The organism is Acinetobacter sp. MF4642, from assembly GCF_002018925.1.
GTDB classification, from domain to species: Bacteria; Pseudomonadota; Gammaproteobacteria; order Pseudomonadales; family Moraxellaceae; genus Acinetobacter; species Acinetobacter johnsonii.
Window position 1 is genome coordinate 1 of the sequence record NZ_MVON01000018.1, and the last position, 23,169, is coordinate 23,169.

The 23,169-nt window shown below is 41.7% G+C and carries 23 protein-coding genes, 1 tRNA gene and 1 pseudogene; 6 read left to right on the forward strand and 19 right to left on the reverse strand.

All coding sequences use genetic code 11. The features are described 5' to 3' along the window. Positions 1-28: 28 nt before the first annotated feature. The 3 genes from MF4642_RS10670 to MF4642_RS10680 all read right to left on the reverse strand — a co-directional run bounded on the left by MF4642_RS10670 (position 29) and on the right by MF4642_RS10680 (position 2,531). A tRNA-Leu gene (locus MF4642_RS10670) sits at positions 29-113 on the reverse strand. Between the two features lie 107 nt (positions 114-220). Beyond that, positions 221-1,045: a serine/threonine protein kinase gene (locus MF4642_RS10675; protein WP_078426196.1), complete on the reverse strand. Its 825-nt coding sequence runs from the start codon at positions 1,043-1,045 to the stop codon at positions 221-223. Next, positions 1,020-2,531 (reverse strand): DUF3336 domain-containing protein, encoded by a 1,512-nt coding sequence (locus tag MF4642_RS10680; RefSeq protein ID WP_078426197.1) that lies wholly within the window; start codon positions 2,529-2,531, stop codon positions 1,020-1,022. Before MF4642_RS10680 ends, MF4642_RS10675 begins: the two co-directional genes overlap by 26 nt. Positions 2,532-2,734: 203 nt before the next feature. Here MF4642_RS10680 and MF4642_RS10685 point away from each other — a divergent pair, with 203 nt between their 5' ends. Beyond that, positions 2,735-3,607, forward strand: a complete 873-nt coding sequence (locus tag MF4642_RS10685) for an ATP-binding protein (protein WP_078426198.1) — start codon at positions 2,735-2,737, stop codon at positions 3,605-3,607. Between the two features lie 161 nt (positions 3,608-3,768). Here MF4642_RS10685 and MF4642_RS10690 read toward each other — a convergent pair. Both MF4642_RS10690 and tsaD read right to left on the reverse strand, forming a co-directional pair. Then, a pseudogene (locus tag MF4642_RS10690) lies at positions 3,769-4,436 on the reverse strand (isochorismatase family protein). A gap of 546 nt (positions 4,437-4,982) precedes the next feature. Further along, positions 4,983-5,999: a tRNA (adenosine(37)-N6)-threonylcarbamoyltransferase complex transferase subunit TsaD gene (gene tsaD / locus MF4642_RS10695; protein WP_005400624.1), complete on the reverse strand. Its 1,017-nt coding sequence runs from the start codon at positions 5,997-5,999 to the stop codon at positions 4,983-4,985. A 145-nt stretch (positions 6,000-6,144) separates the two neighbouring features. On the opposite strand from tsaD, the gene rpsU reads away from it, so the two are divergent. Continuing rightward, positions 6,145-6,360, forward strand: coding sequence for a 30S ribosomal protein S21 (gene rpsU / locus MF4642_RS10700; protein ID WP_001136722.1), 216 nt, complete (start codon positions 6,145-6,147; stop codon positions 6,358-6,360). A gap of 33 nt (positions 6,361-6,393) precedes the next feature. Next, a complete protein-coding gene (locus MF4642_RS10705; protein WP_078426199.1) occupies positions 6,394-6,840 on the forward strand; it encodes a GatB/YqeY domain-containing protein in 447 nt (148 codons plus the stop codon). A gap of 170 nt (positions 6,841-7,010) precedes the next feature. On the opposite strand, the gene MF4642_RS10710 is transcribed toward MF4642_RS10705, so the two are convergent. The 12 genes from MF4642_RS10710 to MF4642_RS10765 form a co-directional block, all read right to left on the reverse strand. Then, entirely contained in the window at positions 7,011-8,450 is a 1,440-nt protein-coding gene (locus MF4642_RS10710) for a M48 family metalloprotease (RefSeq protein WP_078426200.1), read from the reverse strand. 84 nt (positions 8,451-8,534) lie between these two features. Beyond that, entirely contained in the window at positions 8,535-9,503 is a 969-nt protein-coding gene (locus MF4642_RS10715; protein ID WP_078426201.1) for a 2-hydroxyacid dehydrogenase, read from the reverse strand. Between the two features lie 2 nt (positions 9,504-9,505). After that, positions 9,506-10,171, reverse strand: coding sequence for a hypothetical protein (locus MF4642_RS10720; protein ID WP_078426202.1), 666 nt, complete (start codon positions 10,169-10,171; stop codon positions 9,506-9,508). A gap of 132 nt (positions 10,172-10,303) precedes the next feature. Continuing rightward, positions 10,304-12,190, reverse strand: coding sequence for a M48 family metalloprotease (locus tag MF4642_RS10725; RefSeq protein ID WP_004696274.1), 1,887 nt, complete (start codon positions 12,188-12,190; stop codon positions 10,304-10,306). Positions 12,191-12,277: 87 nt separating this feature from the next. After that, a complete protein-coding gene (gene purF, locus MF4642_RS10730; RefSeq protein ID WP_004696272.1) occupies positions 12,278-13,813 on the reverse strand; it encodes an amidophosphoribosyltransferase in 1,536 nt (511 codons plus the stop codon). A gap of 24 nt (positions 13,814-13,837) precedes the next feature. Further along, complete coding sequence (locus MF4642_RS10735; protein WP_078426203.1) at positions 13,838-14,422, reverse strand: CvpA family protein; 585 nt, start codon at positions 14,420-14,422, stop codon at positions 13,838-13,840. Beyond that, positions 14,419-15,429, reverse strand: coding sequence for a quinone-dependent dihydroorotate dehydrogenase (locus MF4642_RS10740; protein WP_078426204.1), 1,011 nt, complete (start codon positions 15,427-15,429; stop codon positions 14,419-14,421). Before MF4642_RS10740 ends, MF4642_RS10735 begins: the two co-directional genes overlap by 4 nt. Before the next feature lie 90 nt (positions 15,430-15,519). Then, positions 15,520-15,999 carry a type II secretion system protein GspM gene (gene gspM / locus MF4642_RS10745; RefSeq protein ID WP_078426205.1) on the reverse strand — a complete coding sequence of 160 codons (480 nt, stop codon included), beginning with the start codon at positions 15,997-15,999 and terminating at the stop codon, positions 15,520-15,522. Beyond that, positions 15,999-17,138, reverse strand: coding sequence for a type II secretion system protein GspL (gspL, locus tag MF4642_RS10750; protein ID WP_078426206.1), 1,140 nt, complete (start codon positions 17,136-17,138; stop codon positions 15,999-16,001). The genes gspM and gspL overlap by 1 nt, the downstream gene beginning before the upstream one ends. Positions 17,139-17,167: 29 nt before the next feature. After that, on the reverse strand, positions 17,168-17,623 hold the full coding sequence (locus tag MF4642_RS10755) for a phosphoglycerate mutase family protein (protein WP_005400615.1): 456 nt from the start codon (positions 17,621-17,623) through the stop codon (positions 17,168-17,170). 102 nt (positions 17,624-17,725) lie between these two features. Further along, positions 17,726-18,799: an NAD(P)H-dependent glycerol-3-phosphate dehydrogenase gene (locus MF4642_RS10760; RefSeq protein ID WP_004982230.1), complete on the reverse strand. Its 1,074-nt coding sequence runs from the start codon at positions 18,797-18,799 to the stop codon at positions 17,726-17,728. Positions 18,800-18,822: 23 nt separating this feature from the next. Continuing rightward, a complete protein-coding gene (locus MF4642_RS10765) occupies positions 18,823-19,398 on the reverse strand; it encodes a nitroreductase (protein ID WP_078426207.1) in 576 nt (191 codons plus the stop codon). Between the two features lie 232 nt (positions 19,399-19,630). On the opposite strand from MF4642_RS10765, the gene MF4642_RS10770 reads away from it, so the two are divergent. Beyond that, on the forward strand, positions 19,631-20,011 hold the full coding sequence (locus MF4642_RS10770) for a hypothetical protein (RefSeq protein WP_078426208.1): 381 nt from the start codon (positions 19,631-19,633) through the stop codon (positions 20,009-20,011). Between the two features lie 60 nt (positions 20,012-20,071). Here the strand turns inward: MF4642_RS10770 and rhlB are convergent, their stop codons facing one another. Both rhlB and MF4642_RS10780 read right to left on the reverse strand, forming a co-directional pair. Next, positions 20,072-21,223, reverse strand: a complete 1,152-nt coding sequence (gene rhlB, locus MF4642_RS10775; RefSeq protein ID WP_004982241.1) for an ATP-dependent RNA helicase RhlB — start codon at positions 21,221-21,223, stop codon at positions 20,072-20,074. Positions 21,224-21,320: 97 nt separating this feature from the next. Then, entirely contained in the window at positions 21,321-21,533 is a 213-nt protein-coding gene (locus MF4642_RS10780) for a cold-shock protein (protein ID WP_004648643.1), read from the reverse strand. A gap of 391 nt (positions 21,534-21,924) precedes the next feature. Here MF4642_RS10780 and MF4642_RS10785 point away from each other — a divergent pair, with 391 nt between their 5' ends. Next, positions 21,925-22,158 (forward strand): sulfurtransferase TusA family protein, encoded by a 234-nt coding sequence (locus MF4642_RS10785; RefSeq protein WP_004696251.1) that lies wholly within the window; start codon positions 21,925-21,927, stop codon positions 22,156-22,158. 138 nt (positions 22,159-22,296) lie between these two features. Continuing rightward, positions 22,297-23,166 (forward strand): RNA polymerase sigma factor RpoH, encoded by an 870-nt coding sequence (rpoH, locus tag MF4642_RS10790; RefSeq protein WP_004982243.1) that lies wholly within the window; start codon positions 22,297-22,299, stop codon positions 23,164-23,166. Positions 23,167-23,169: the final 3 nt, after the last annotated feature.

Genomic DNA, 23,169 nt, shown 5'->3' on the forward strand with positions numbered 1-23,169 from the left:
TATAAACCATCTTAATTCAAATGATTTATGGTGGGGACGGAGAGACTCGAACTCTCACACCTTGCGGCGCTGGAACCTAAATCCAGTGCGTCTACCAATTTCGCCACGTCCCCAATGGCTGTGTATACTATAGGGATCATTTTCGCATGACAAGCAATTTTTAAGAAAAACACACTCATTTGATTAAATAAGAAACAAAAATCATATACTTGGCTTTTTCTCATTCAATTTCAGTCATTAAGCATTTTTTTGCAGCCATGGTATTTTGCCATCTTTGGCTTTTTTGCTTAGCTAAAAGTCCCTGTAAAAGTGGACTAAAACCCTGAAAAGGTTCTGGAAGCGCTATCTTCAAAAACTGACAGTGTAAATACGCCCAATCTTGGTAGCTTGATGCCTGCAAACGTTGATCAGTCAACCACTCAAGTAGAATGACCCCGAGTGCATACAGGTCTGTTTGTACGGTCTTTGCTTCACCATGAAATAACTCTGGTGCCATATAGCGTGGTGTCGCCGTTAGAGCCTTTTGACAGCTTATTTCACCAATTCTTTGGCTCTGCTCAAAATCAATTAACTTACATATAGAACCATCTAGCAAAAAATGCGAAGCTTTTAAATCAGCATGAATCCACCCGAATTGATGTAACTCATCTACTGCATTCAGCATTTTAAAAATGATATGAATGACATGATCACGACTTAACTGATGGGGATTCGCCATAAATAATGATGGAACATCTTTTAAGATGAGTGCGGCTTTCACCAGCTCTGAGTGAAACTCAAAATTTTCAAGGATTTGCACTTCAGGCAAGAACTTTGGCAATTGCAGCATCGCAAGTGCATGTTGATAAAAACTAAGTTCCGTGTCAAAGCCGTTAATTAGCGCCGCATGCTCTGATAGCGACTGATACTTTAACCAATACCCCTGCCCTGCAACTTCAAAGCGATAAAGCCTTCGCCCCCAACCCAAACGCTGAGTCGGAGTATGAAGCGACAACGCAAGAGTTTTCAATTCTTGTCGATCAAACTGCCAAGAATTCGGATTCATTCATCTCTGCCGTATTCAATGCAGTTAAGACCTCTAAACAATGTTGAATGGTTTTCCCTACACGAGCATGTGTTTCAATCATTGAGATTTTTGGCCAAGTTGCACGTTCACCTTCACGTTGTAAGAGCTTAAACAAGTGTGGTCTTGGATTTTGCAGCATATAACTATAATGGCGCAGGCCATATTTCCCCACAATGTTTACATCGCCATAATAACGCTGATCGACCACGCCATAACCATGGTCCAGTAAACGGCGGATCGGTGGAATCATCCCCACACGCTCACGGGCAAAGTCCATCACCCCTTTACTAATCACTTTGCCTTGTCTGCGTACAATTCGTTCAGGCCAGCTCAACATATCTTTACGGAACCGTGCTTCATCCGACTGCATAAATGGCACCACATGCGGGTTCACTTGACTGGCAATGGTGTAGTTTAAATTATATAAACGCGCCATTTTTTCCTGCGGGAAATCACTACGCACGCTGCCATCAACCCAGCGCGTGGAAGACATATAAGGGGTATATAAGCCGTCATGTCGTTTACTGGTGAGCTTGACTGGCGGAAATAGAATCGGCACTGCACAAGACGCGAGCACCGCACTCCACACCAATAAGTCAGGTGAAGTAAAGGTATTCATAATGCGTGGATTTTGTGAGGCATCATAAGGCGCAACCGCAACATTGTTATACAAGCCTGACTGCTTAAATGCCTCTTCAAAGGTAACGTCTCCCAAATTTGCAATTAAAAAGTTTTTTAAATGCTTTACATCCGCTAAGCCACCATTGCCCTTTAAGACCTCACGAAAGCCTCGAAATTGAAAAGCATCGGTAAAAAAGTTTTCACCATTTAAGATGCTCAGCATTTCTGCAGGCGTTGCTCGCCCCAGCATCGCTGTCATAATGGCGCCAGCACTTGAACCAGACAGTACTTTCGGCATCAGGTCTTGCTCAAGCAAAGCCTTGCACACCCCTGTATGAAACAATCCTAATGTTGCACCGCCTGAAAACATCATGGCCGGTTGCCCAAAGGCCTTTTGGCAGTGCTGAAAAAATTCAATTTTTTGCTGTTTATCCAAACACTGGCAATCTGTAGATGCTACAAACGCTAAACCTAGGCTGACTTCTTCAATATAGTCTTCAATAATTTTTTTGGTACCGACATAGGTTGCGGTAAACAGCATGGGGTGAGCGATATTGGCAATGTCGTAACTCAGACCTTCACGTAGCAGGTACATTAAATCGGTCGTACGCTTTTGTTGGCGATAACGCTTCAACAAACCCAAACGATGAGTAATCACTTCTGCATCGAAATAAGGTGAACAGTTGTCATACTTCCACTCTTGCGCCCCTGACTCTTCATCAATTCTAAGCGCAATCCTTTTCCACTCAGTATAGTTGTCTGCCTGAGCCAATTGGTTTTTCAGTTTTTTGATTCGATAGGCTTGGTGCGGGTTGATTTCCCGTGTGAAATCTTTAAACAACATATTCATCCTCACCCACTTTTTTGTTTTCCTAAAATTTCACTGACACGTTCAACCGTCAGCCTAACTGACTATGTGCAAATTATGTGAGCATTACAATTGCCATTTCAACCCTAAAATTGGCAAATCTGCACCGCTTTAAGGGTTTGATACGACTAGATCGGATGTTAAGATCGACGACAAGTGTAATTATAAGCTGATTAATCATGGCGACCATTGACCTACCGAACAATATCTTAGAAGCACTATCGACTGTACTCCAACAACTACAGCAAAGCCTACCAGAAGTTAAACAAGCACCTGATTTTTCAGCGATTGCCTTTAAATGGGAAAATGGCGAATTAAAAGCGATTCATCAGCTCAAACGAATCGAATTAAATGATTTAAAAGGCATTGAGCGTCAAAAAGAAAAAGTACTGCAAAATACAGAACAGTTTCTCAATGGTTTACCTGCCAATGACGTCCTGCTTACGGGCTCTCGCGGGACAGGCAAGTCCTCTATTGTGCGTGCTTTATTAACGGAATACGCAGAGCAAGGCTTAAGGCTGATTGAAATTGAACGTGATGATTTATCCGAACTGCCTGAAATTCAAAAGCTAATTGCAGAGCGCCCTGAAAAGTTTATTGTGTATTGTGATGACTTGGCTTTTAACGCCGAAGATGAAAACTATCGCAGTTTAAAAAGTGTGCTAGATGGGTCTTTGCAGTCAGGTTCAAGCAATTTTATTATCTATGCCACCAGTAACCGTCGTCATTTGCTGCCTGAGTTTATGCATGAAAACACGCCTGTAACTCGGGTCGATGTACCGCAGTACACTGAACTGCATCCACAAGAAGCGATTGAAGAAAAAATTTCACTTTCCGATCGTTTTGGATTATGGCTGTCTTTTTATCCAATGGATCAAAACTTATATTTGGACATTGTGCAGCACTACTTAGCAAAAGCTCAAATCGTCATGGACGATATGGTACGAGCCGAAGCGCTTCGTTGGTGTCAGGCACGTGGACAACGCTCTGGACGTGCAGCCTATCAATTTTCTAAACACTGGATCGGTTCACAACAATTAAAACAGCTTTAGGATAAAAATACTGATCGGCGCTTAAGCATCTATTTTATTTCAATTATTTTTATATTTAATAGTTCATTCTGATCAAAGAAATAACCTAAATTTCGCATTAGAATTTGGGTTATTTCTTTGAAAATTAGGGATAAATATCAGTTCAAATCGGTTTGATCTGATTATTGATATTTATCTAAGTTTGTTACTGGCCCATCTTTAACCACAGCTTGTGCTTTTGCATAACTCTCCATTAAGCATTTATATTCTGGGCAGACATGATCTGAAAGAATTTCAGCAAAACGGGAGCCTTCTGGACGGTTCCAAGTACGCATTAACTCGGCCACAATCGCAAAAGTATCGGTTGGAATTGCGCCCGCTTGGGTCACACGAGCAATTGATGTATCTGTGGCTAACTTGCTCCAGTTGCCTGATGCATCCACAACACAATAGACGTTATAACCTTCTTTACGAGCGCTTACAGCAGGGAAGTCATACATACACTGGTCAGCGTTCCCGCAATAATCAGTGTCTTCCTACCCGTTTTTTTAACTTCATCTACAAATAAGGGATTGTCCCAAGTATTAATTTGTCCAGTACGTGGTACATAAACTGCATGCGGAGCAAAGTGGTGAATTTCAGGAATTAAAGGGCCATTGGGGCCGTCAGGTACAGAAGCAGTGGTAATTACAGGTATATTTAATAAAGTTGCTGCTTTTGCAATTGCAATCACATAATTGCGTAAGTCGGGTACAGGTACATCGCGTACGGTATTAAAAAGTCCACTTTGATGATCAATCAGTAGAATTATCGAATCATCAGGGTCTAGCATTCCATTAGTAGCCGCCATGGGTAACACCTCTAAATATTCTTCTAATTATGTACTTCCATTGTTGTAATGAAAGTTCCTAAGACAGACCGTCATAGCTTTGAGATTTATACGACCAAGATATTTTTTAAGAAAATCTATATCTGCCTTTCATATAAACTAATGAATAATTTTGCGCTCAGAAAGCTAAATCATGTTACGACTTGTAATTGCAATTCATGGTTTTACACTTATTGATGAGCACTCATAAAATCTTACAAAGATTATTAAATTAAACATATTAATCAAATATTTAAATCCAAATAAAAAATAGACTTCAAATTTAGTTTATAGGTTTTTATAGTTTCAACATTTCATGAGTCATCTAAAATTACACATTCCATACTTATCCCCAATTTCTATGGATAAACCTATGGGTAAATACTTTTAACTTGATGCTAAGCTAGGTTTAGGCAAGTCAAAAATATTTTTAAAGTCTAAGCAGAGCATTTTTAACAGCCCTTTGGTAAGACCTAAATGTAAAAAGCCCAACATTTCGTCGGGCTTTAAGCTCATCAAATGAAAGTCTTAGACTTCACTGGGATTGGTCAACTCAGTCATTGGCCAGCGAGGTGTTGTAGTTACAGCCAAACCGTCATGCTGCCCTGCTTTTAAGCGCTGATAACCAGCAAAAGCAATCATAGCGCCATTGTCCGTACAAAGTGCAGGTTCGGCATAGTAAACCTGAGCACGAATCTTGGTTAAATCTGCTTCCAAACGCTCACGTAAACGTTTATTTGCACTGACACCACCTGCAATCACTAAACGTTTCAAACCTGTTTGCTTCAACGCTTTCACAGATTTTTTAACTAAGGTATCCACGATGGCTTCTTGGAAACTCGCTGCAATATCCGCATCACGGTTTTCGTCACCTAATTTTTTCATTTGCACAGATACGGCTGTTTTTAAACCACTAAATGAAAACTCCAAACCTTGATGCAGCATTGGACGTGGGAAAGCAAAGGCATTCGGATCACCTTGCTCAGCCAGTTTTGAAATATTTGGGCCACCTGGATACGGTAATCCCATCATTTTCGCAACCTTATCAAAGGCCTCACCTGCAGCATCATCAATTGATTCACCCAACAATTCATACTGCCCAATACCATAGGCAGCCATCAGTTGAGAATGTCCACCTGAGACCAAAAGTGCTACAAAAGGAAATTCTGGCGGCGTTTCAGATAAAAGTGGTGCCAACATATGCCCTTCCATATGATGCACACCAATTGCAGGTTTATTTAAAGCAAAGGCCAAAGTTCGACCAAACAGCGCACCTGTCATCAGCGCGCCCATCAAACCTGGGCCACGCGTATATGCCACGGCATCAATTTCGGATTTTTTTACACCACTTTCTTCAAGCAGTTGATTCATCAATGGAATCAGCTTACGCACATGGTCACGCGATGCCAACTCTGGTACCACACCACCATACTCTGCATGCAGTTTAATTTGGCTGTACAGCACTTGCCCACGTAAACCCGACTCGCTGTCATAAAGGGCAAGTCCTGTTTCATCACAAGATGTTTCTAAGCCTAAAACGATCATTAAACTGCCTATAACCTGTATCAAATCTATTGCGTGAACCATTATAGACTTGTGGTATGAGATGTAAATGAGTAAAATACTGACCTTCACTTGTGATCAGGGCAATGTCGCCCAGATCTTATCCATAACTTAATGAGGATTCTTCATGCCACAAGTTAAATTGAAAGAAGGCGAACCAGTAGACGTAGCTATCCGTCGTTTCAAACGTTCATGCGAAAAAGCGGGCGTTTTAGCTGACGTTCGTAAGCGCGAATTCTACGAGAAACCAACTCAAGAACGTAAGCGCAAAAAAGCTGCTGCTGTTAAACGCTACCAAAAGAAATTGGCGCGTGAATCAGTACGTACTACTCGCCTTTACTAAGATTAATTTGTGATTGACTGCCTGGACTAAATAATGACTACTTTAAAAAGCCAAATAACTGAAGTTTTGAAAGCCACTATGCGTGCTAAAGAAATGGATAAGTTAACGGTAATTCGTGGTCTACAGGCAGCAATTAAGCAAATCGAAGTCGATGACCGCAAAGAACTTGACGACGCTCAAGTTCTTGCGGTCATTGAAAAACAAATTAAACAACGTAAAGAATCGATCAAAGCCTTTGAAAGTGCTGGTCGAGAAGATTTAGCTAGTAAGGAACAAGCCGAACTTGAGGTTTTATCTCAATTTCTACCAGAAGCTATGACTGAGGAAGAACTTGATTCCATGATTGCGCAAACGATTGCAGCGCAAGAAGCTACTAGCATGAAAGATATGGGTAAGGTGATGAATTCTCTGCGTCCGCTCATAGCCGGGCGCGCCGATCCTTCTCAAGTTTCAGCAAAAATTAAAGCAAAACTGGCTTAATTTAAAAATCTTTAAATCGATTACGTTGAACTGACCTTAAGAAAGGCAGTTCAAAGTTTTACTTTCTATAAAAATTATTATTCTTCTTTTTATTTTATCTATTAATTCTCAGCTTTAAAACAAATTCTGACTCATCTCTGTTTTATCCCTCTATTTGCTATACCACTTTTCTAAGCTCTAAATTGTCGATCCTTTTGCATTTGGGTTAAACGCGTTTTAATGATCGCTGACATCGCTTCATTATCTTTCGCTAAACGCTGGGCATGCAACAAAGATTTAATCGCTTCCTCTTCAAAGCCCGACCAAAACTGCACTTCAGCCCGATAGCGCAAAACATTAATGGTATGCATTGGCGACTTTTTATCTAAACTCGCGGCTTGCTGCATCAGTCTCCACGCATTCACATCACGCGGATTATTTTTCAAAAACCGATTGAGTACAGGCTGCGCAAGCTCAGGTCGATTCTGACGAATGTAAACTTCAGCCAACTTATAATTTAAAGCCCGATTTTCAGGCATGATGCTCGCAGGTGATTGAATCACTACTAAAGCCTCATTCACCCGATTTTGTCCAAGCAAAATATCAGTTTGGACCAAGGTTTGTAAATTATGTAATTTCTGATGTGACTTGGCTTGATCTAACACTTGTTGAGCAAGCTTATAGTCACCTTGTTTAAGGTAAAAACTGGCCAAAGCCAGTTGTGCTGCATAGCTGTTACGACTCACCAACATCTGTAGTTGCTGTTCTGTCGCCTGATTCGAGATCACCATGGTATACAGCTTCAAGATCTCAAAGTCTTCATCACCCCAAGTAGATTTCACTTTAGGCAACTGATTCGCTCTAAGTCTCGCTTCACTCATTCGCTCAGTCGTCAGTGGGTGTGTGAACCAAAAGTCGGGTAAAAAACTCACGCGACTGGTTGCACGGTGCATCACTTCAAAAAAATCAGCCATACTTTGCGGGTTATAACCAGCGCTATACATATACTGCATCCCTATACGGTCAGCTTCACGCTCTTGGTTACGACTATAAGACAGCTGCTTGTCCATGAGTGCGGCTTGAGTACCAACCATGACGGCTGAACCGACATCACCATCGGCTTGAGATGCAACCAAAGCACCGACCAAAATCCCTGCTAGCGCGAGTAATCCCTGCCCCTTAAACGCCTCTTGCGAACGACTGTAGTGGCGCTGTGTGACGTGCGCAATTTCGTGCGCCATTACGCCGGCAACTTCATCTATATTATTAGCATTGGTAATCAAACCAGCGTTTAATGCAAACAATCCACCCGGAACTGCAAAGGCATTAATTTGCGGGTCATTAATGACCACCAGACCAATCGGTTGACCAAGCTGGGTTTGACTCAAAATGCTTGAAAAAGCATTCATCAGTTGATCTTCTAGCCACGGATTTTGCGTAACAGGTAGCTGACGCTGTACTTCACGATAAACTTTTTCACCAATATAGCGCTCATTATATTGGTCAATAAAACCTATACCTGAACCAATCTCAGGCACATTAAACTGTGGGGCATTCGTAAGAAATTGACCTTCTGCAAAACCAACAGTCGAAATAAGACTTAAACTGCACGCACACAGAAAACGCTTCAACCCTCACCCCGACTTTATTTAAAGGAATCGAATGACTATAACATTGATAATTGAATGAAAATGCAATGAAGTGTTATCAAATTTTTATCTAAATTCAGGATTCACCACATATTGAGGTTGACCACCTTCCAATGCTTTCAACAAGTTTTGGTAAGCCAACTCTGCCATTTTTTTACGTGTTACGGAGGTTGCTGAACCGACGTGCGGTAAGGTCACTACATTATGAAGCTGGAACAGTGCCGAATCTTGCAAGGGTTCTTTTTCATAAACATCCAGCCCAGCTGCAAAAATTTGCTTTTGCTCCAAGGCCTGAATGAGTGCCTGTTCATCCACCACGGCACCACGCGAAATATTTACAAAAACAGCATGCGATTGCATTTTCTTAAAGGCTTCTGCATCAATCAAATGCTGCGTGTACGAGTTTAGATCAACCGCCACGACAACGAAGTCTGATTGCTCCAACAGCTCATCTAATTCGCAAAAACGTGCATTTAAGGGTTGTGCCAATTCTAATTTTTCTCGGCGCCCGTGATACAAAATATTCATATTGAAACCATGAAAACCACGTCGCGCAATTGCCGCACCAATATTTCCTAAGCCAATAATACCCAATGTTTGACCAAATATTTCCTGACCAAATTGTGCCTGCCCGACAGTACGCGACCACTGACCAGTTTTGGTCCATTGATCCAAATAAGGCACTTGACGCGCCGCACTCATCAACAAAGTAAAGGCCAAATCGGCAGTCGTTTCAGTCAACACATGAGGGGTGTGGCTGAGCCAAATTTTTGCTTGGTTTAAGTAGTTCAGATCATAGTTGTCATAGCCAACACTGACAGTAGATATAATTTTGAGCTGTTTCGCCGTTTCAAGGTTGTTTTGATTAAGTAAACGCCCTGCACCAATCATGGCATCCGCATCCGCAACTTGCTCACGGATTTGCGTATTTACATCACCTGCTTTCGGGTTGATAACCACCACATGATAACGCTGCTCTAGGCGCTGTAATACTTCTGCATCTATTTGACTAAAAACAACGACTTTCTGCTTCATACCTATTCCATATTTTGTTGTTTTGCTCGCATCATGTGCCACAGGGCTTTTTTAAGTAATGGCTGATCAAGCATTTCTTGTAAGCTTGCTGCTTGTGTGACTTTTATACCATTAGCATTTGGTATAGAGCCCAATGCAATAACAGTTTTACCCTGACTTAAACCATCAAAGAAACCTTGAATATAACTCTGAACACCACGCCCATCTTGCAAATTCAACAAAGGAAAAGGCCAATTCAGCGCATACTTTTGCGCAGGTAAGGCTTGCACAATATTTTGCCACAGCTGTTGCTGCTCCACGCTCAATTGTGTCGCTTCAATCACTAAGGCACAGTGCTCCAAAGCAACAGCTTGCAACTGAAAAGCCTCAACATGGATGGCCTCTCGGACAATCTCTTCTTTTAATGCTGTAACAGTTTCTTGTTCAATCGGTTGTGTTGCAATTTCAGCAAGAGGCGCTGGATGTGGAAGCTTATTCTTTACAGGTGGATGTTCAGGAATGCTTTTGGCTTCGAGCTGAGACTGAGGTCGCACAATTTCAGAAACAATCTCAGGCGTGCTTTGATCTCGCCAGATCGATGTGGCTACATTTTGTTGAGACGGCAAAAAATCTGGAACCCACAAATCAATTCCTAAACTCGCCAAAACCTCACGCTGATGCCCGATCATCTTTTACCTTCACACTTCATTCAGTGCATATTCTATCGAGAAATGCCTAGAGATGCTGTTCTTTTCACATTTTATTCGCATAGACAGTATGCAAATATCGAGAACATGCTCAATGCAAAATTCACCACTCAATTAAACAATCATCAAGCGATTCTTCTTTTGCATTTGCTCAACGATCTCTTCACTGTCAAAACCGAGACGCCAATAAAGCAACTCCAAAACATCCTGCTCATCTTGAGTAATAATGCGGTCATTCCATAAACAAATTTCAGCCACCCCCAAAATACTCAAACGATCCCGCAGCAGCAACCCCGCCATATCATTTAAAATTTCGGCCAAATCAATCGGCTCATCTGAAATTTCCGCATACTGCTCCAACTCTTGTACAGTTAAAACTCGGCGCAAAATTTTCTCTCGTACTTCCAGCTGTGTTTCACTATTGATTTGTTGCACATGTAACAAAGCATCAATTAAACGCACAATCTGCGGTTTAACTTCATCTAGGGCCGCAGGTGTATGTACAGGCAACAAATTCAGCTCAAACTTAACCCGTTCAAGTAGCAGTGCATCCAACAGTCCAATTTCACCGTCTTCTTGAATAATCCTCGCCAACTTTAATAAAAACTGGCGTGCAATTGTTGCTGGCATGCCACCAATATTTCGGCATGCCTCATGGAAAATTGAAATATGAACACGACCATCTAGGTTTAACAATGAATCAACAATGGCACGACTGACTTCAGCCTCAGCAGGAATAAACTCACGGAATTGGCGAATCATCAAAATCGCGACCATCAGCTCGCGTGAACCTGTTGAGGTCTGTAAAGCACGCTGAATTAGCTCTGGACGTTCAATATGCGCACGTACTTCAGGGTTAAGCGGTTTAATCGCATCTTTAATGGCAAAACTAATCGGAGACAATCGTAATAAAGGCAAAGGCTGCGGTGAAGTCCAAGGGGCTTGGAAATCCGCGTACTGCTCTTCTAAGGAACGAAACAATCCAAATAACGGACGGTTGCGCAGTTTTTCTAGGTTTTCCAACTGTATGTCTTGAACCAAGTTCGGATTCATTTCATAAATACGCTCTTCAATGCTTGGATGAATGTTCATCCAACTTTGCGCACTTAATGAATTGGCAAAACACATGTGTGCAATCGACTCAGAATATTCACTGTGAATTTGCGAACCTGCGTGATGCACATAGATACGCATCAAGGTTTGAATATTGGCATCATTTTGCATCAGGCGGCGTGTTTTCATATCATTTTTTAAAGTACGCCCTCCCAACGTCAGAAATTTAATACAGCGTGTAACCAGCACCCCCAAACTTCCGACCAACCAAATCAAACCACCTGTTGCAACAAAAGTGGTTTCAAAACTTTGCGACTTTTTATGATGGGTTGAAAACCCTAATTTAGCAATTTTACTGCCCCACTGACTAAAGGTGGTGAGAGCACTATATAAAATTTTTAACCGTGTATTTTCAGCTGTCTCACCAGATAAAATTTGATTGAACTCATGATTCAATAACCCCGTCAGCTCAAGTTCATCGAGGTTTTGCAGTGCGCCCCACGTTAAAATAATCGCAATATCTTTGGGATAAAAACCAGCGGTTAAAGCATTCACGCCCACTTCATCGGGCAGAACATACACAGCAGGCGTTTCAATTAAAAAAGTATCCGCTAGTTTTTCTGTAATTTTCAGCGCAATACTTTCTTCTGGTGTACTTTCAATCAAACTTAAACGTCGTGCACGCAGTTGCTTGGCCAGACTGTGTCCACCTGAACGAAACACATACAGTTCATACACCACGGAATAGCTCATCACTAAGAGCAATAAACCAATGATATAAATACTCAAGCTATGCCAAAAAATGCTTTGACTCGAATCAAAATAAAAAACCAGCAGTCCAGCCACAGTATTTAAAATAAATAGCGACAAAAGTACCGCAAGCAAACAGATACTGGCAGACCACAACATGTTTTTATTCTTTATGATTGAATAGCTTACACCCTTCAATGTAAATCCCTTTTCTTACATTGTTTGAATCAATCCATCATAAATGAAAAAAGCGGGAAACTCCCGCTTTTCTCAAATCTAAATCAATTAGACTTCTTTCACGCCCGTCAAATCAACGGAAGCTGCATCAATATTGACATCAATATAGCTGTCTTTCTTTTTCGATGTTTCACGGCGTTTCGCCTGTAATTCATCTAAATAAGCTTCATCGATACCACCAGCAACATATTTACCATCAAATACCGAGCAATCAAACTCTTGTAAATCTGGTACTTTGCTAGTGCGCACAGCTGCTTTTAAGTCTTCCAAATCTTGGAAAATTAGACGATCCGCACCAATAATTTCACGAATTTCTTCAACGGTACGCTCAGATGCAATCAACTCTTCTTTTGCTGGCATATCAATGCCATACACGTTTGGATATTTCACCATCGGCGCAGCAGAAGCAAAGAAGACTTTTTTCGCACCCGCATCACGTGCCATTTGGATAATTTCATTACACGTAGTACCACGCACAATCGAGTCATCCACCAAAAGTACATTTTTACCTTGGAACTCAAGTTCAACAGGGTTCAACTTTTGACGTACTGATTTTTTACGCAATTGCTGACCCGGCATAATGAAGGTACGGCCAATGTAGCGGTTCTTCATAAAGCCTTCACGGAACTTCACACCCAGCATATTTGCAAGTTCAAGTGCAGAGGTACGCGAGGTATCTGGAATTGGGATCACAACATCGATATCGTGCTCTTCACTCCACTCCGTCAAGATTTTTTGAGCAAGCTTTTCGCCCATTTTTAAACGTGCTTTGTAGACTGAAATGCCATCAATAATCGCATCTGGACGCGCAAAGTAAACATATTCAAAAATACATGGGCGGTATTCAGGCGCTTCAGCACACTGTTTGGTAAACATCTGCCCTTGTGAGTCGATAAAGATCGCTTCACCCGGTGCAATATCACGCTCAACTTTAAAGCCGAGTGCCGTAATAGCAACAGACTCAGATGCAATGATGTATTCCATACCTGCATCAGTTTCACGTGAACCGTAAATAAGTGGACGAATACCATTTGGATCACGGAAGCCCACTAAGCCATGCCCAGTAAGCATTGCAACTACGGCATAACCACCTTTACAGCGCTCATGTACTTTACTAACCACATGAAAAATGTCGTCTGCTGTAGGCATCAATTTGCCGCGTTTTTGCAACTCATGCGCAAACACGTTTAACAGTACTTCTGAGTCTGAATCCGTATTCATATGACGTAAGTCTGTTTTGAACAGGTCGTCATGAATTTCTTCAGCATTGGTTAAGTTACCATTATGCGCTAACGTGATCCCATAAGGTGAGTTCACATAGAAGGGCTGCGCTTCAGCGCTGCTCGATGAACCCGCTGTAGGATAACGCACATGACCAATACCGTAATTACCTTGTAATGCACGCATATGGCGAGTGTGGAACACATCACGAACCATACCATTGTCTTTACGTAAAAATAAACGACCTTCGTGGCAGGTTACTATCCCAGCTGCATCTTGCCCACGATGTTGTAACATCGTTAATGCATCAAACAACATTTGGTTAACAGCTGATTTACCAGCTATACCAACTACTCCACACATAGCAACCTCGCAGACAAGCTAGGATTAATAAAAAGGATTATTTGTTGACTCACCCTGTCCCTCAGCATTTTTCGAGGAAATTTTCGGTGAAAAATCTGAAGATACATGTGTATCTTTAGACTTGATATGTGACATCGCCTCGCTTGCAGCCTCTTTTGAAAGCTCCATCGCCCAAGGCGCGTAAGGCAAAAGTGTTTGGACAAATTTGGATTGTCTCCAATATGGAGAGCTTTCAACCCAAGAACCCACACCTTGCATCGTAATCAGAACAATTAACAACCCTTTTAATGAACCAAAAGCACCGCCGGCTAATCGATTCAAAGGCCCGAGTTTTAAACTCTTCAATATGTTATTCAGTAATGCCGTGACAATCCACGTCAAAACTACAATAACCAATACAATAAATGCAAAAGCTGCAATTTTTTGAACCACTGGATCTTCACTGAGTGAGACCATCGAAGGTGCTAGGACACTTGCAAATTTAGCACCAACAATCAGCGCTAAAATCCATCCTATCAAGTTCGCAAAGGCTTTAACAAATCCTTGACGCAAACCGTTGAGCCCTCCAATGAGCAATACAATCAATATGAAGATATCAATGGCATTCATGTTGTTTTCATTGCAGAGACGCAGTCTTGAATTAAGGTTGGTCCTGTATAGATGAGGCCACTATAAACTTGTACAAGGTTTGCCCCTGCATTTTGTTTTGCAAGCGCCTGCTCACCCGACAAAATCCCACCCACACCAATCAAAGGAATCTGACCTTTTAAAACCTCAGCAAAGGCTTTTAAACACGCCGTACTTTTCTCAAACACAGGTGCACCAGATAAACCACCCGCTTCATCACCAAAAGGTAAGTTTTCCACACCTTCACGAGACAAAGTCGTATTGGTCACAATCAGACCATCAATTTTAAACTGAAGCAGTTGTTTCGCAATAAATTGAATATCTTCCGCTTCCAAATCCGGCGCAACTTTCAGTACCAGTGGTACATAGTGCTGTTGCTCTTCAGCCAACTCTAACTGACGTTTTTTCAGCGTCTCTAGCAACTCGGTTAAAGCATCGCCACTTTGCAAACTACGCAGGTTTTTTGTATTTGGAGAAGAAATGTTGACGGTAATATAAGACGCATAGTTATAGACTTTTTCTAAACAAATGAGATAGTCATCTACTGCGTTTTCTACTGGAGTATCCGCATTTTTGCCGATATTAATCCCCAAAACACCTTTAAACTTTGCCGCTTTGACATTTTCAATCAGTTGATCCACGCCATCGTTGTTAAAACCCATACGGTTAATAATGGCTTTAGCTTGTGGGATACGGAATAAACGCGGTAGAGGATTGCCCTGCTGTGGACGCGGAGTAATGGTTCCAATTTCAATAAAACCAAACCCTAGACCTGCCAGTGCGTCAATATAAGCACCATTTTTATCTAGACCAGCAGCCAAACCTACAGGATTGGGGAACTCGATGCCCATACATGTCACCGGTTTAGCCGCTATATTTTGACGCATTAAGCCTAGCTTATGCGTTGATTTCAATAGCGATAGTGTTAGCTCATGTGCACGCTCTGGTGCTAAAGTAAACAACAAAGGGCGGGCAAGAGAATACAACATATCTGTAAAAGTCTACTGCTTTTTAAGTCGCCATATTATAGGCATAGCCTCGCTAAAACACCATGCTTCGTCTGGCTTTATTTTTAGCGATTATTTCACGCTCGCCGATAATTTAATCTGCCCTGCATCTGAGACCAACTCCATTTTTTCAATACTCAAACCATTTTGCGTCAGTTGGGTCAAAAAGTTGGCCAACACCACATAGTTTGCGTGGCTTACCACCAACTGAATTTGTTCAGCATTCTGCTGCGAAGCAACCGACAAACCTTGCTGCTGCGCAATACGTTGGATCTGCTCCATCGGAGTCAGTTGCCCATCTGAGCTCGATTTCATGGTGACTGCATTGCTCTGCATCCATGTCATGGTTTCTTTGAGCTGGTTCACGCGTTTTTGCTGTTTCTCTGCCGCAGCATGGGTATACCAAAGCGCAGCCCCTATCGAGCTCACCAAGATGAAAATGACCAAGAAGATAGCTAATACACGGTCGCGCGGTGTAAGACGATCAAAATAAGTACTGATCAGTTCTAAACGCTGATCCACAACTGTTTGTAAATTTTGCATGGCTTTCATTATTGTATTTTCACCATTCCAATTGCCCCACCCGTGGTCGGCTGAATATTACCTAACTCAACCTGAAAACCCTGTTGATTAAGCTGCTGAGTGAGTGTTTGTAAAGCCTCTGCCGAGTTGGCTTTAAGTTGCATATTTAGGCTATTCGCTTCATACACCACCTGATTCGCCACAATTTGCTGTTGCATGAGCACAGGGCCAACACGACTCAATAAAGACAAAGCTTGAGCATCCGCTTGTTTATTCATATTCAGCTGATATTCAAACTGGCTTCGCAGGGTTTGCTCGGTCACAGGATAGTTCGCACCAAACCAATATTTAAATTGATCGACCGCCTGAACAGCCACTTGCTCTGCAAGCTTTTTATTTTGATACCAACGCGTCGCATCGTAGGTCAGTTGGGTCACAATCAACGCAACCAATACCGCTGCACAGGCTTTCCAATAGCCCGTTGAAACATGTTGCTCTTTCACCTTCGGCAAAAGATTCCATGGATGCTGTTTTGCTCTTGGCAATGCCGTCCATTCATAATGGAAAGACTCAAGCTGCTCCTGCGTCACACTGGCGTTTAAGCTATCCATGTGTGAAGCACTCAAGTTACAAATCTTATATTTTTGATTGGCTGCTTGATAATCTAAAAATACAGCAAGATCATCAATTGATCCGCCCAACCAAGTATTAGAGCGAAACAGGAGTCGTTCTTCAATATAACCCAAGATTACCTGTTCTGCGTCAGGTACAGGCAAAATCAGAAAATCAGGCAATAGACTGACCAGCTTCACAGGAATCAAACTCAAGGCATGTTGCAAAGTCTCTAAACGATACTTTGAGATACCCAAAACAGTGAGTTGCTCAGGCGCTTGAAAGTGATGTAATACTTTCATCTGATCAATTGAGCTCAATATATATTCTTCCAGCAAATACTTCACACCTTCGGCCCCCAACTGCTTGTATTGGGCCTTAGGCATATTTTGCTGAATAATTTGCACATCACGGCTTGGAAAGAAAACAGTTGCTTCCTCACCATGATGCGCTTGTATATCTTGGATCAATTGCTCAAGTGTATGAGCAGATTGCCATCTTTCCCCTATAGACCAGTGCCATGTTCCATCGGCTTCGGGCATCCAAATTTGCAACATGTATTATATTCTGCCGTTTTAATTGGTTTTTATATGCTAGGTATAAATGCTTTTGTTTGTGTCGACAAGCCTTCCGCGATAACTGCTTGCTCATAAATCCGCGCTTCAGCCAAAGCATAAGGATTAAAAGATTCCGTCACCAAAATCGAGGCCATATGCGCCACCACATTCATATGGCACACCACTACAATAGACTCATACGGCAAATGTGATAACCATTCCACAGCAGCTTTTGCATCATCATCGGGCTTAATGGTATTACAGATTACGACAGGCACATCCGCAAAGTGCTGTTTGATGTGTGCCAATGTTTCCTGCGCACGCAGCAATGGGCTAACCACAAAGACATCTGGTTGGATACGTGACTTTAAAAAGTCAGCAGTTTGCTCCGCCTGTGCATGACCGCGTTCGGTGAGTGGGCGTTTAGTGTCATTCCCCATGATCGGTGGTGCAGCTTCACCATGACGTACCAAAGTCAGTTGCATAAAAAATCCTTATTCAAATCCTGATTATTTTAATTAATTTTTATGACAATTCAGTCATTATACCCACTTAAACGCTCATTTTATTTCGGGTTTTAATTGACTTTAAACCTCATGATGCGGCAAAACAAACTCCACATCACTTCGGTGTCCATTTTTCATTAAGGATAATGCAATTGTCATTGGTGGCGCATTTTCAAAAATAACACTGTATAACGCACTAGTAATCGGCATATACACATCTAGCTCTTCAGAACGTGCTTTGACTTGTACAATGGTGTTAATGCCTTCTGCTGTTTGTCCCAATTCAGTGGTCGCCTGTTCCAAACTCTTGCCTTGCCCCAGTGCAAAACCGACTTGATAGTTGCGACTCAGTGGGCTGCTACACGTTGCAAATAAATCACCGACACCAGACAAACCTAAGAAGGTCAGTGGATTTGCCCCTAACTTCACAGCAAAACGACTCATTTCCGCCAAAGCACGAGTCAAAATCATACTCTTGGTATTTTCACCGACTTTGTATGCAGCAGCCATTCCCATCGCAACCGCATAAATGTTTTTAAGCGCACCGCCGAGTTCTACACCATGCACATCATCACTGGCGAAAACACGGAACAAGGCACTATGCAAAGCTTGTTGTACAGCGTAACGCACTAAGTCAGACTGGCTTGCTATGACTGTTCCCGCTGGTTGTCCTGCCACAATTTCCTTGGCCAAGTTTGGCCCAGATAACACGCCATAAGGCACTTCTGGTAGCTCTGAGCGAATAATATCACTCATAAAACTAAAAGTATTCGCTTCAATACCCTTGGTCAAAGACACCACGGCTTGCGAAGTAATAAACGGTTTAATTTGTTTGAGTACATCACGGAAAGAATGACTCGGAATCGCCACCAAAATAATGTCGCGATCACGAACAGCCTCTTCTATATTTGAAACTGCACGTAAACCATCTTCAAGTTTAAAATCGGGCAAATAGCGTTTATTTACATGCGTCGCATTGATATCAGCTGCAACCGCTTCATCACGAATCCAAATCATGGTATCGCAGCCATTACGAACCGCGGTATTCGCCATGGCCGTCCCAAAACTACCACCACCCAAAACTGTAATACGTAGTGCCGTTTTTTGATCTACTGCTACAGGTTCAACCAAATCTGAAAACTTTAACTCTGACATTATTTTTATATCCTAAAATGGAACTATTGATTCCAATAACTTACATAATCTTGGGTTTGAATTTTGGCACGTGGCGGAATCGCTTTAACTGCCGTACCAATATATAAAATACCTGAGATCAAATCATCTGCGCTGAGGCCTAAAGCCTGTTTGAAATGCACAGATTCCACCACTGCCCCACTACGCCACATGCTCGAAAAACCTTGAGCTTGTAAGGACAAAATAAAATTCTGAATAGCAGCCCCACTACTTAAAGTCTGCTCAAAATTAGGGACTTTCGGATGCGATTGAAATTTAGTCAATGCCAAAACCAGTAATGGGGCACGAAAAGGATGATTTTTAACACGCTCTAACTGTGCTGACTCAGTCTCACCCAAATCAGCCAAGGCTTGTGACAATAACTCACCAAATGCCTCACGTTGATCTTCAGAAATCACGATAAAACGTGTCGGTTTTAAACGATGATGATCTGGCGCAGTCAATGCGGCTTGAAATGCCCGCTCTAATTGTTCTGCATTGGGAGCAGGCTCGACTAAATGGCCAATCGATTGACGTTGATGCATATTCTGGTGAACGATATCTACCGCGAGTTCCGTCATTAGGCTCTTAATCTTTCAAATTAAACAATACGTTTTAGAGTAGCACACTCTGAAAAGTTTGCTCTAGGGCTTCAGTATGAAATACCCAGTTTCGGCAAAACTAATTTTAAAATTTTGAGCACTTTTCAAACTGTTCGATAAGACTGCATTTTTCATACATTTCTTACATGATTCATCCTACAAGCTATGTTCCAATAAACAATGATTTAATAAAACATGACTGGGGTATGAAATGAAAAAGAATATCGCTATTGCTGGAGCAGCAGCACTAACACTACTTCTAAGCGCTTGCGCATCGACACCAAGCAACTCTTTAGCGATCCAAAAAGCTGACAATCAATACGAAGTTACGGGTATTGGTAAAACTGCACTGATTGCAAAAAACAACGCGATTGAAGCAGCAGCTAAAACTTGTGGCTCTAAAGCAACAGCGATTGTGAGTGATGAGAAAACCGACTATCAAGGTGCTTTGAAAGGCGTCGTGAGCGATGAAACTGGAAAAATGATCCAAGCAGCCGCATCTGTACTGGGTTCTATTTCGGGTACAAACTCAGGCATTAACCAAGACAGTGACTATCAAACAATCCTGACTTTTTCGTGTAAAGCAAAATAAAGATGCCATAAAAAAACCGCTCATCTGAGCGGTTTTTTTTACACCAATCACGTCAAACGATTAGCAATAACCCTCTAAACGTGTCAGTGGTAGTTTTTGCCCAATGGCTTTTTCAATTTCGGGTAGATAGAACGCATCATCTTCAGATAAAAAACTAATACTCACACCACTTGTACCTGCACGGCCTGTACGACCAATACGGTGTACGTAGTCATCCGACTGTTCAGGCAAGGTGAAATTCACCACATGCGATACACCATCCACATGGATACCACGCCCCGCAACATCAGTTGCAATCATGATGTTATGTTGACCATTTTTAAATTGATCTAGCATTTTCAAACGTTTGTCTTGTGCGATTTCACCTGACAACATCACCACTTTATATCCATCACGCTTTAAGTTGTCATAGAGTTTACGCACTTGATCGCGCCGATTTGCGAAAATCATCACTTTTTCAATAGGCTCATCGCGCAGAATGTCTTGTAGCAATTTATATTTATCTGACTTTGCGACCATGTACACCCGTTGTTCAACATCTGCATTGGTCTTCTTCTCTGGCTCAATTTCAACAGTTACAGGTTCAAACAACCACTGCTGTGCAAGATTTAAAACATCGTAACTAAACGTTGCAGAGAACATCAGAGTCTGACGTTGTTCCTTACGCGGTGAGAAACGAACAATACGTTTTACTGAAGGAATAAAGCCCATATCCAATAAGCGATCGGCTTCATCAATCACCAAAAACTCAATTTGGTCGAGCCAAACTTCTTTTTGCTCAACAAAGTCAATCAGACGACCTGGCGTCGCCACCATAATATCGACAGGTTTTTTATCGAGTTGTGCTTTTTGTTTATCAAAGTCAACGCCGCCTAAAAGCGTCACGACATGTAAATCTGAGAATTTTGTGAGTTCTTTCGCATCGCTTTCAATTTGCAGTGCAAGCTCACGGGTCGGTGCTAAAATCAAGGCGCGAGGTTCACCGCGGTAGCGCTGCTCTTGAATTGGGTTATTCAGCAAGTCGTTAATCACACTCACCAAAAATGCCGCTGTTTTACCGGTTCCCGTTTGCGCACGACCAATTGCATCGTGTCCCGCCAAAGTGAATTTTAAAACCTTTTGCTGAATAGGCGTCATATCCTTAAAACCTAAAGCATCAATAGCTCGTTTAAGTTGAGGATGTAAATTTAAGGTTTCAAAACCTGATGACATATAAGTGCGCTCTGACGAAAAATCACGAAAATTGATCTGTAGTATAAACAAAAACGCCCCAATTTACATTGGGGCGTTTTAAAGTACGTTCAGACAATTAGTCTAAAGGTTGTACTTCTTCAGCTTGGAAGCCTTTTTGACCTTTTACAACGCTGAATTCAACGCGTTGGCCGTCACGTAGTGAACGGTGGCCGTCGCCTTGGATTGCACGGAAGTGAACGAATACATCGTCGCCGCCATTGCGTTGGATAAAGCCGAAGCCTTTAGTGTCGTTGAACCATTTAACTACGCCTTGTTCACGAGCTGTCATAAGTTAATCCTCATTGTATCTAAAAGAAGGACCACCCGGTGTTGCAAACAGCAGACCAAACAAGGTTTAAAAATATTTATTATTTCTAAGCTTGTAATCATTCTGTATAACTATTAACAAAATCCCGGTTACATCCATTTGTAAAATAGGATTTAAAACAATTTATGGTTGTGTTAAATCCCAGTACGCGACGAGCTTAACATGGGTTAAAAACAATTCATACCCTTTTTTTTGATTAATCGTCTTTTTAATTCAGCATATTTTTTAACTAGTTATTTGTAATTTTAGATATAGCGACTATAGGCCTATAACACATGAAATATTTGGGTTTTGGCACTGAATTTGCTAATATTTCTACCCACCTAAATGTTGTGAAGCCTTACTTAGCTATATGAGTGATATCGAACAAAATACCAACATTATTGATGCAATGGGGCAACCATGTCCTATGCCTCTGTTGTTGCTTAAACGCGCACTTAAGAAGAGTCCGGCGCAGCATTTTCTATTAAAATCGTCTGATCCGCACAGTCAGATCGATATCACGCGGTATTGCGAAATCCATCATTTAACTTGCGTTTTGAAACAAATTAATGAACATGAATTTCACTACTTCATTGAATCTTAATTCTTTTCAATTACACTAAGTCTATTCACATTTGCATAAAAGTTTACATTTCTATACCCAATTTTCCATTATTCAGTGGAAGATTGGATTAAGATAAATTCAATTGTTGGGTAAAAATGAAATCCCTAAGGAGAACACATGAGTGACAGCAGCAATCAATTGATGCCCCTGTCATTATCGGCACCAGGTGTAAACTTGGGCGCTTATATTAGTACTGTCAACCAAATCCCGATTTTGACAGCGGAACAAGAAAAAGAGTTAGCTGAACGCTACTATTATGATCAAGACCTCGATGCTGCTAAACTTTTAGTCATGTCGCATCTGCGTTTTGTGGTTCATATTGCCCGCAGTTATGCAGGCTACGGCTTACCTCAAGGTGACCTCATTCAAGAAGGTAACTTGGGCTTAATGAAAGCCGTTAAACGCTTCGACCCAAACATGGGCGTACGCTTGGTTTCTTTTGCGGTGCACTGGATTAAAGCAGAAATTCACGAATATGTGATTCGTAACTGGCGTATTGTCAAAATTGCGACCACTAAAGCACAGCGTAAACTGTTCTTTAATTTGCGCAGTCTAAAAAAATCGTCTAAAAAACTCACCTTAAAAGAAGCACAATCGATTGCAAATGACCTCAATGTAACACCTGAACAAGTGTTAGAAATGGAAGGTCGTTTAACTGCTTATGATGCAGCGTTTGAAGCTCAAGGCGATGATGACGATGAAGGTTCAACCCATGTTGCACCTGCGCTTTACCTTGAAGATAACCGCTACGACCCAGCGCGTTTGGCTGAAGAAGAAGATTACGAAGAACAAAGCACCAATGCTCTGCATGATGCGATGGAACAACTTGATGATCGTTCACGTAATATTTTACAGCGCCGTTGGTTAGATGATGAAAAATCGACGCTGCACGAACTGGCTGCTGAATATAATGTTTCCGCAGAACGTATTCGTCAGCTTGAAAAAAATGCCATGGAAAAAATTAAAGTGGCGATGTCATCAAACTAAGAT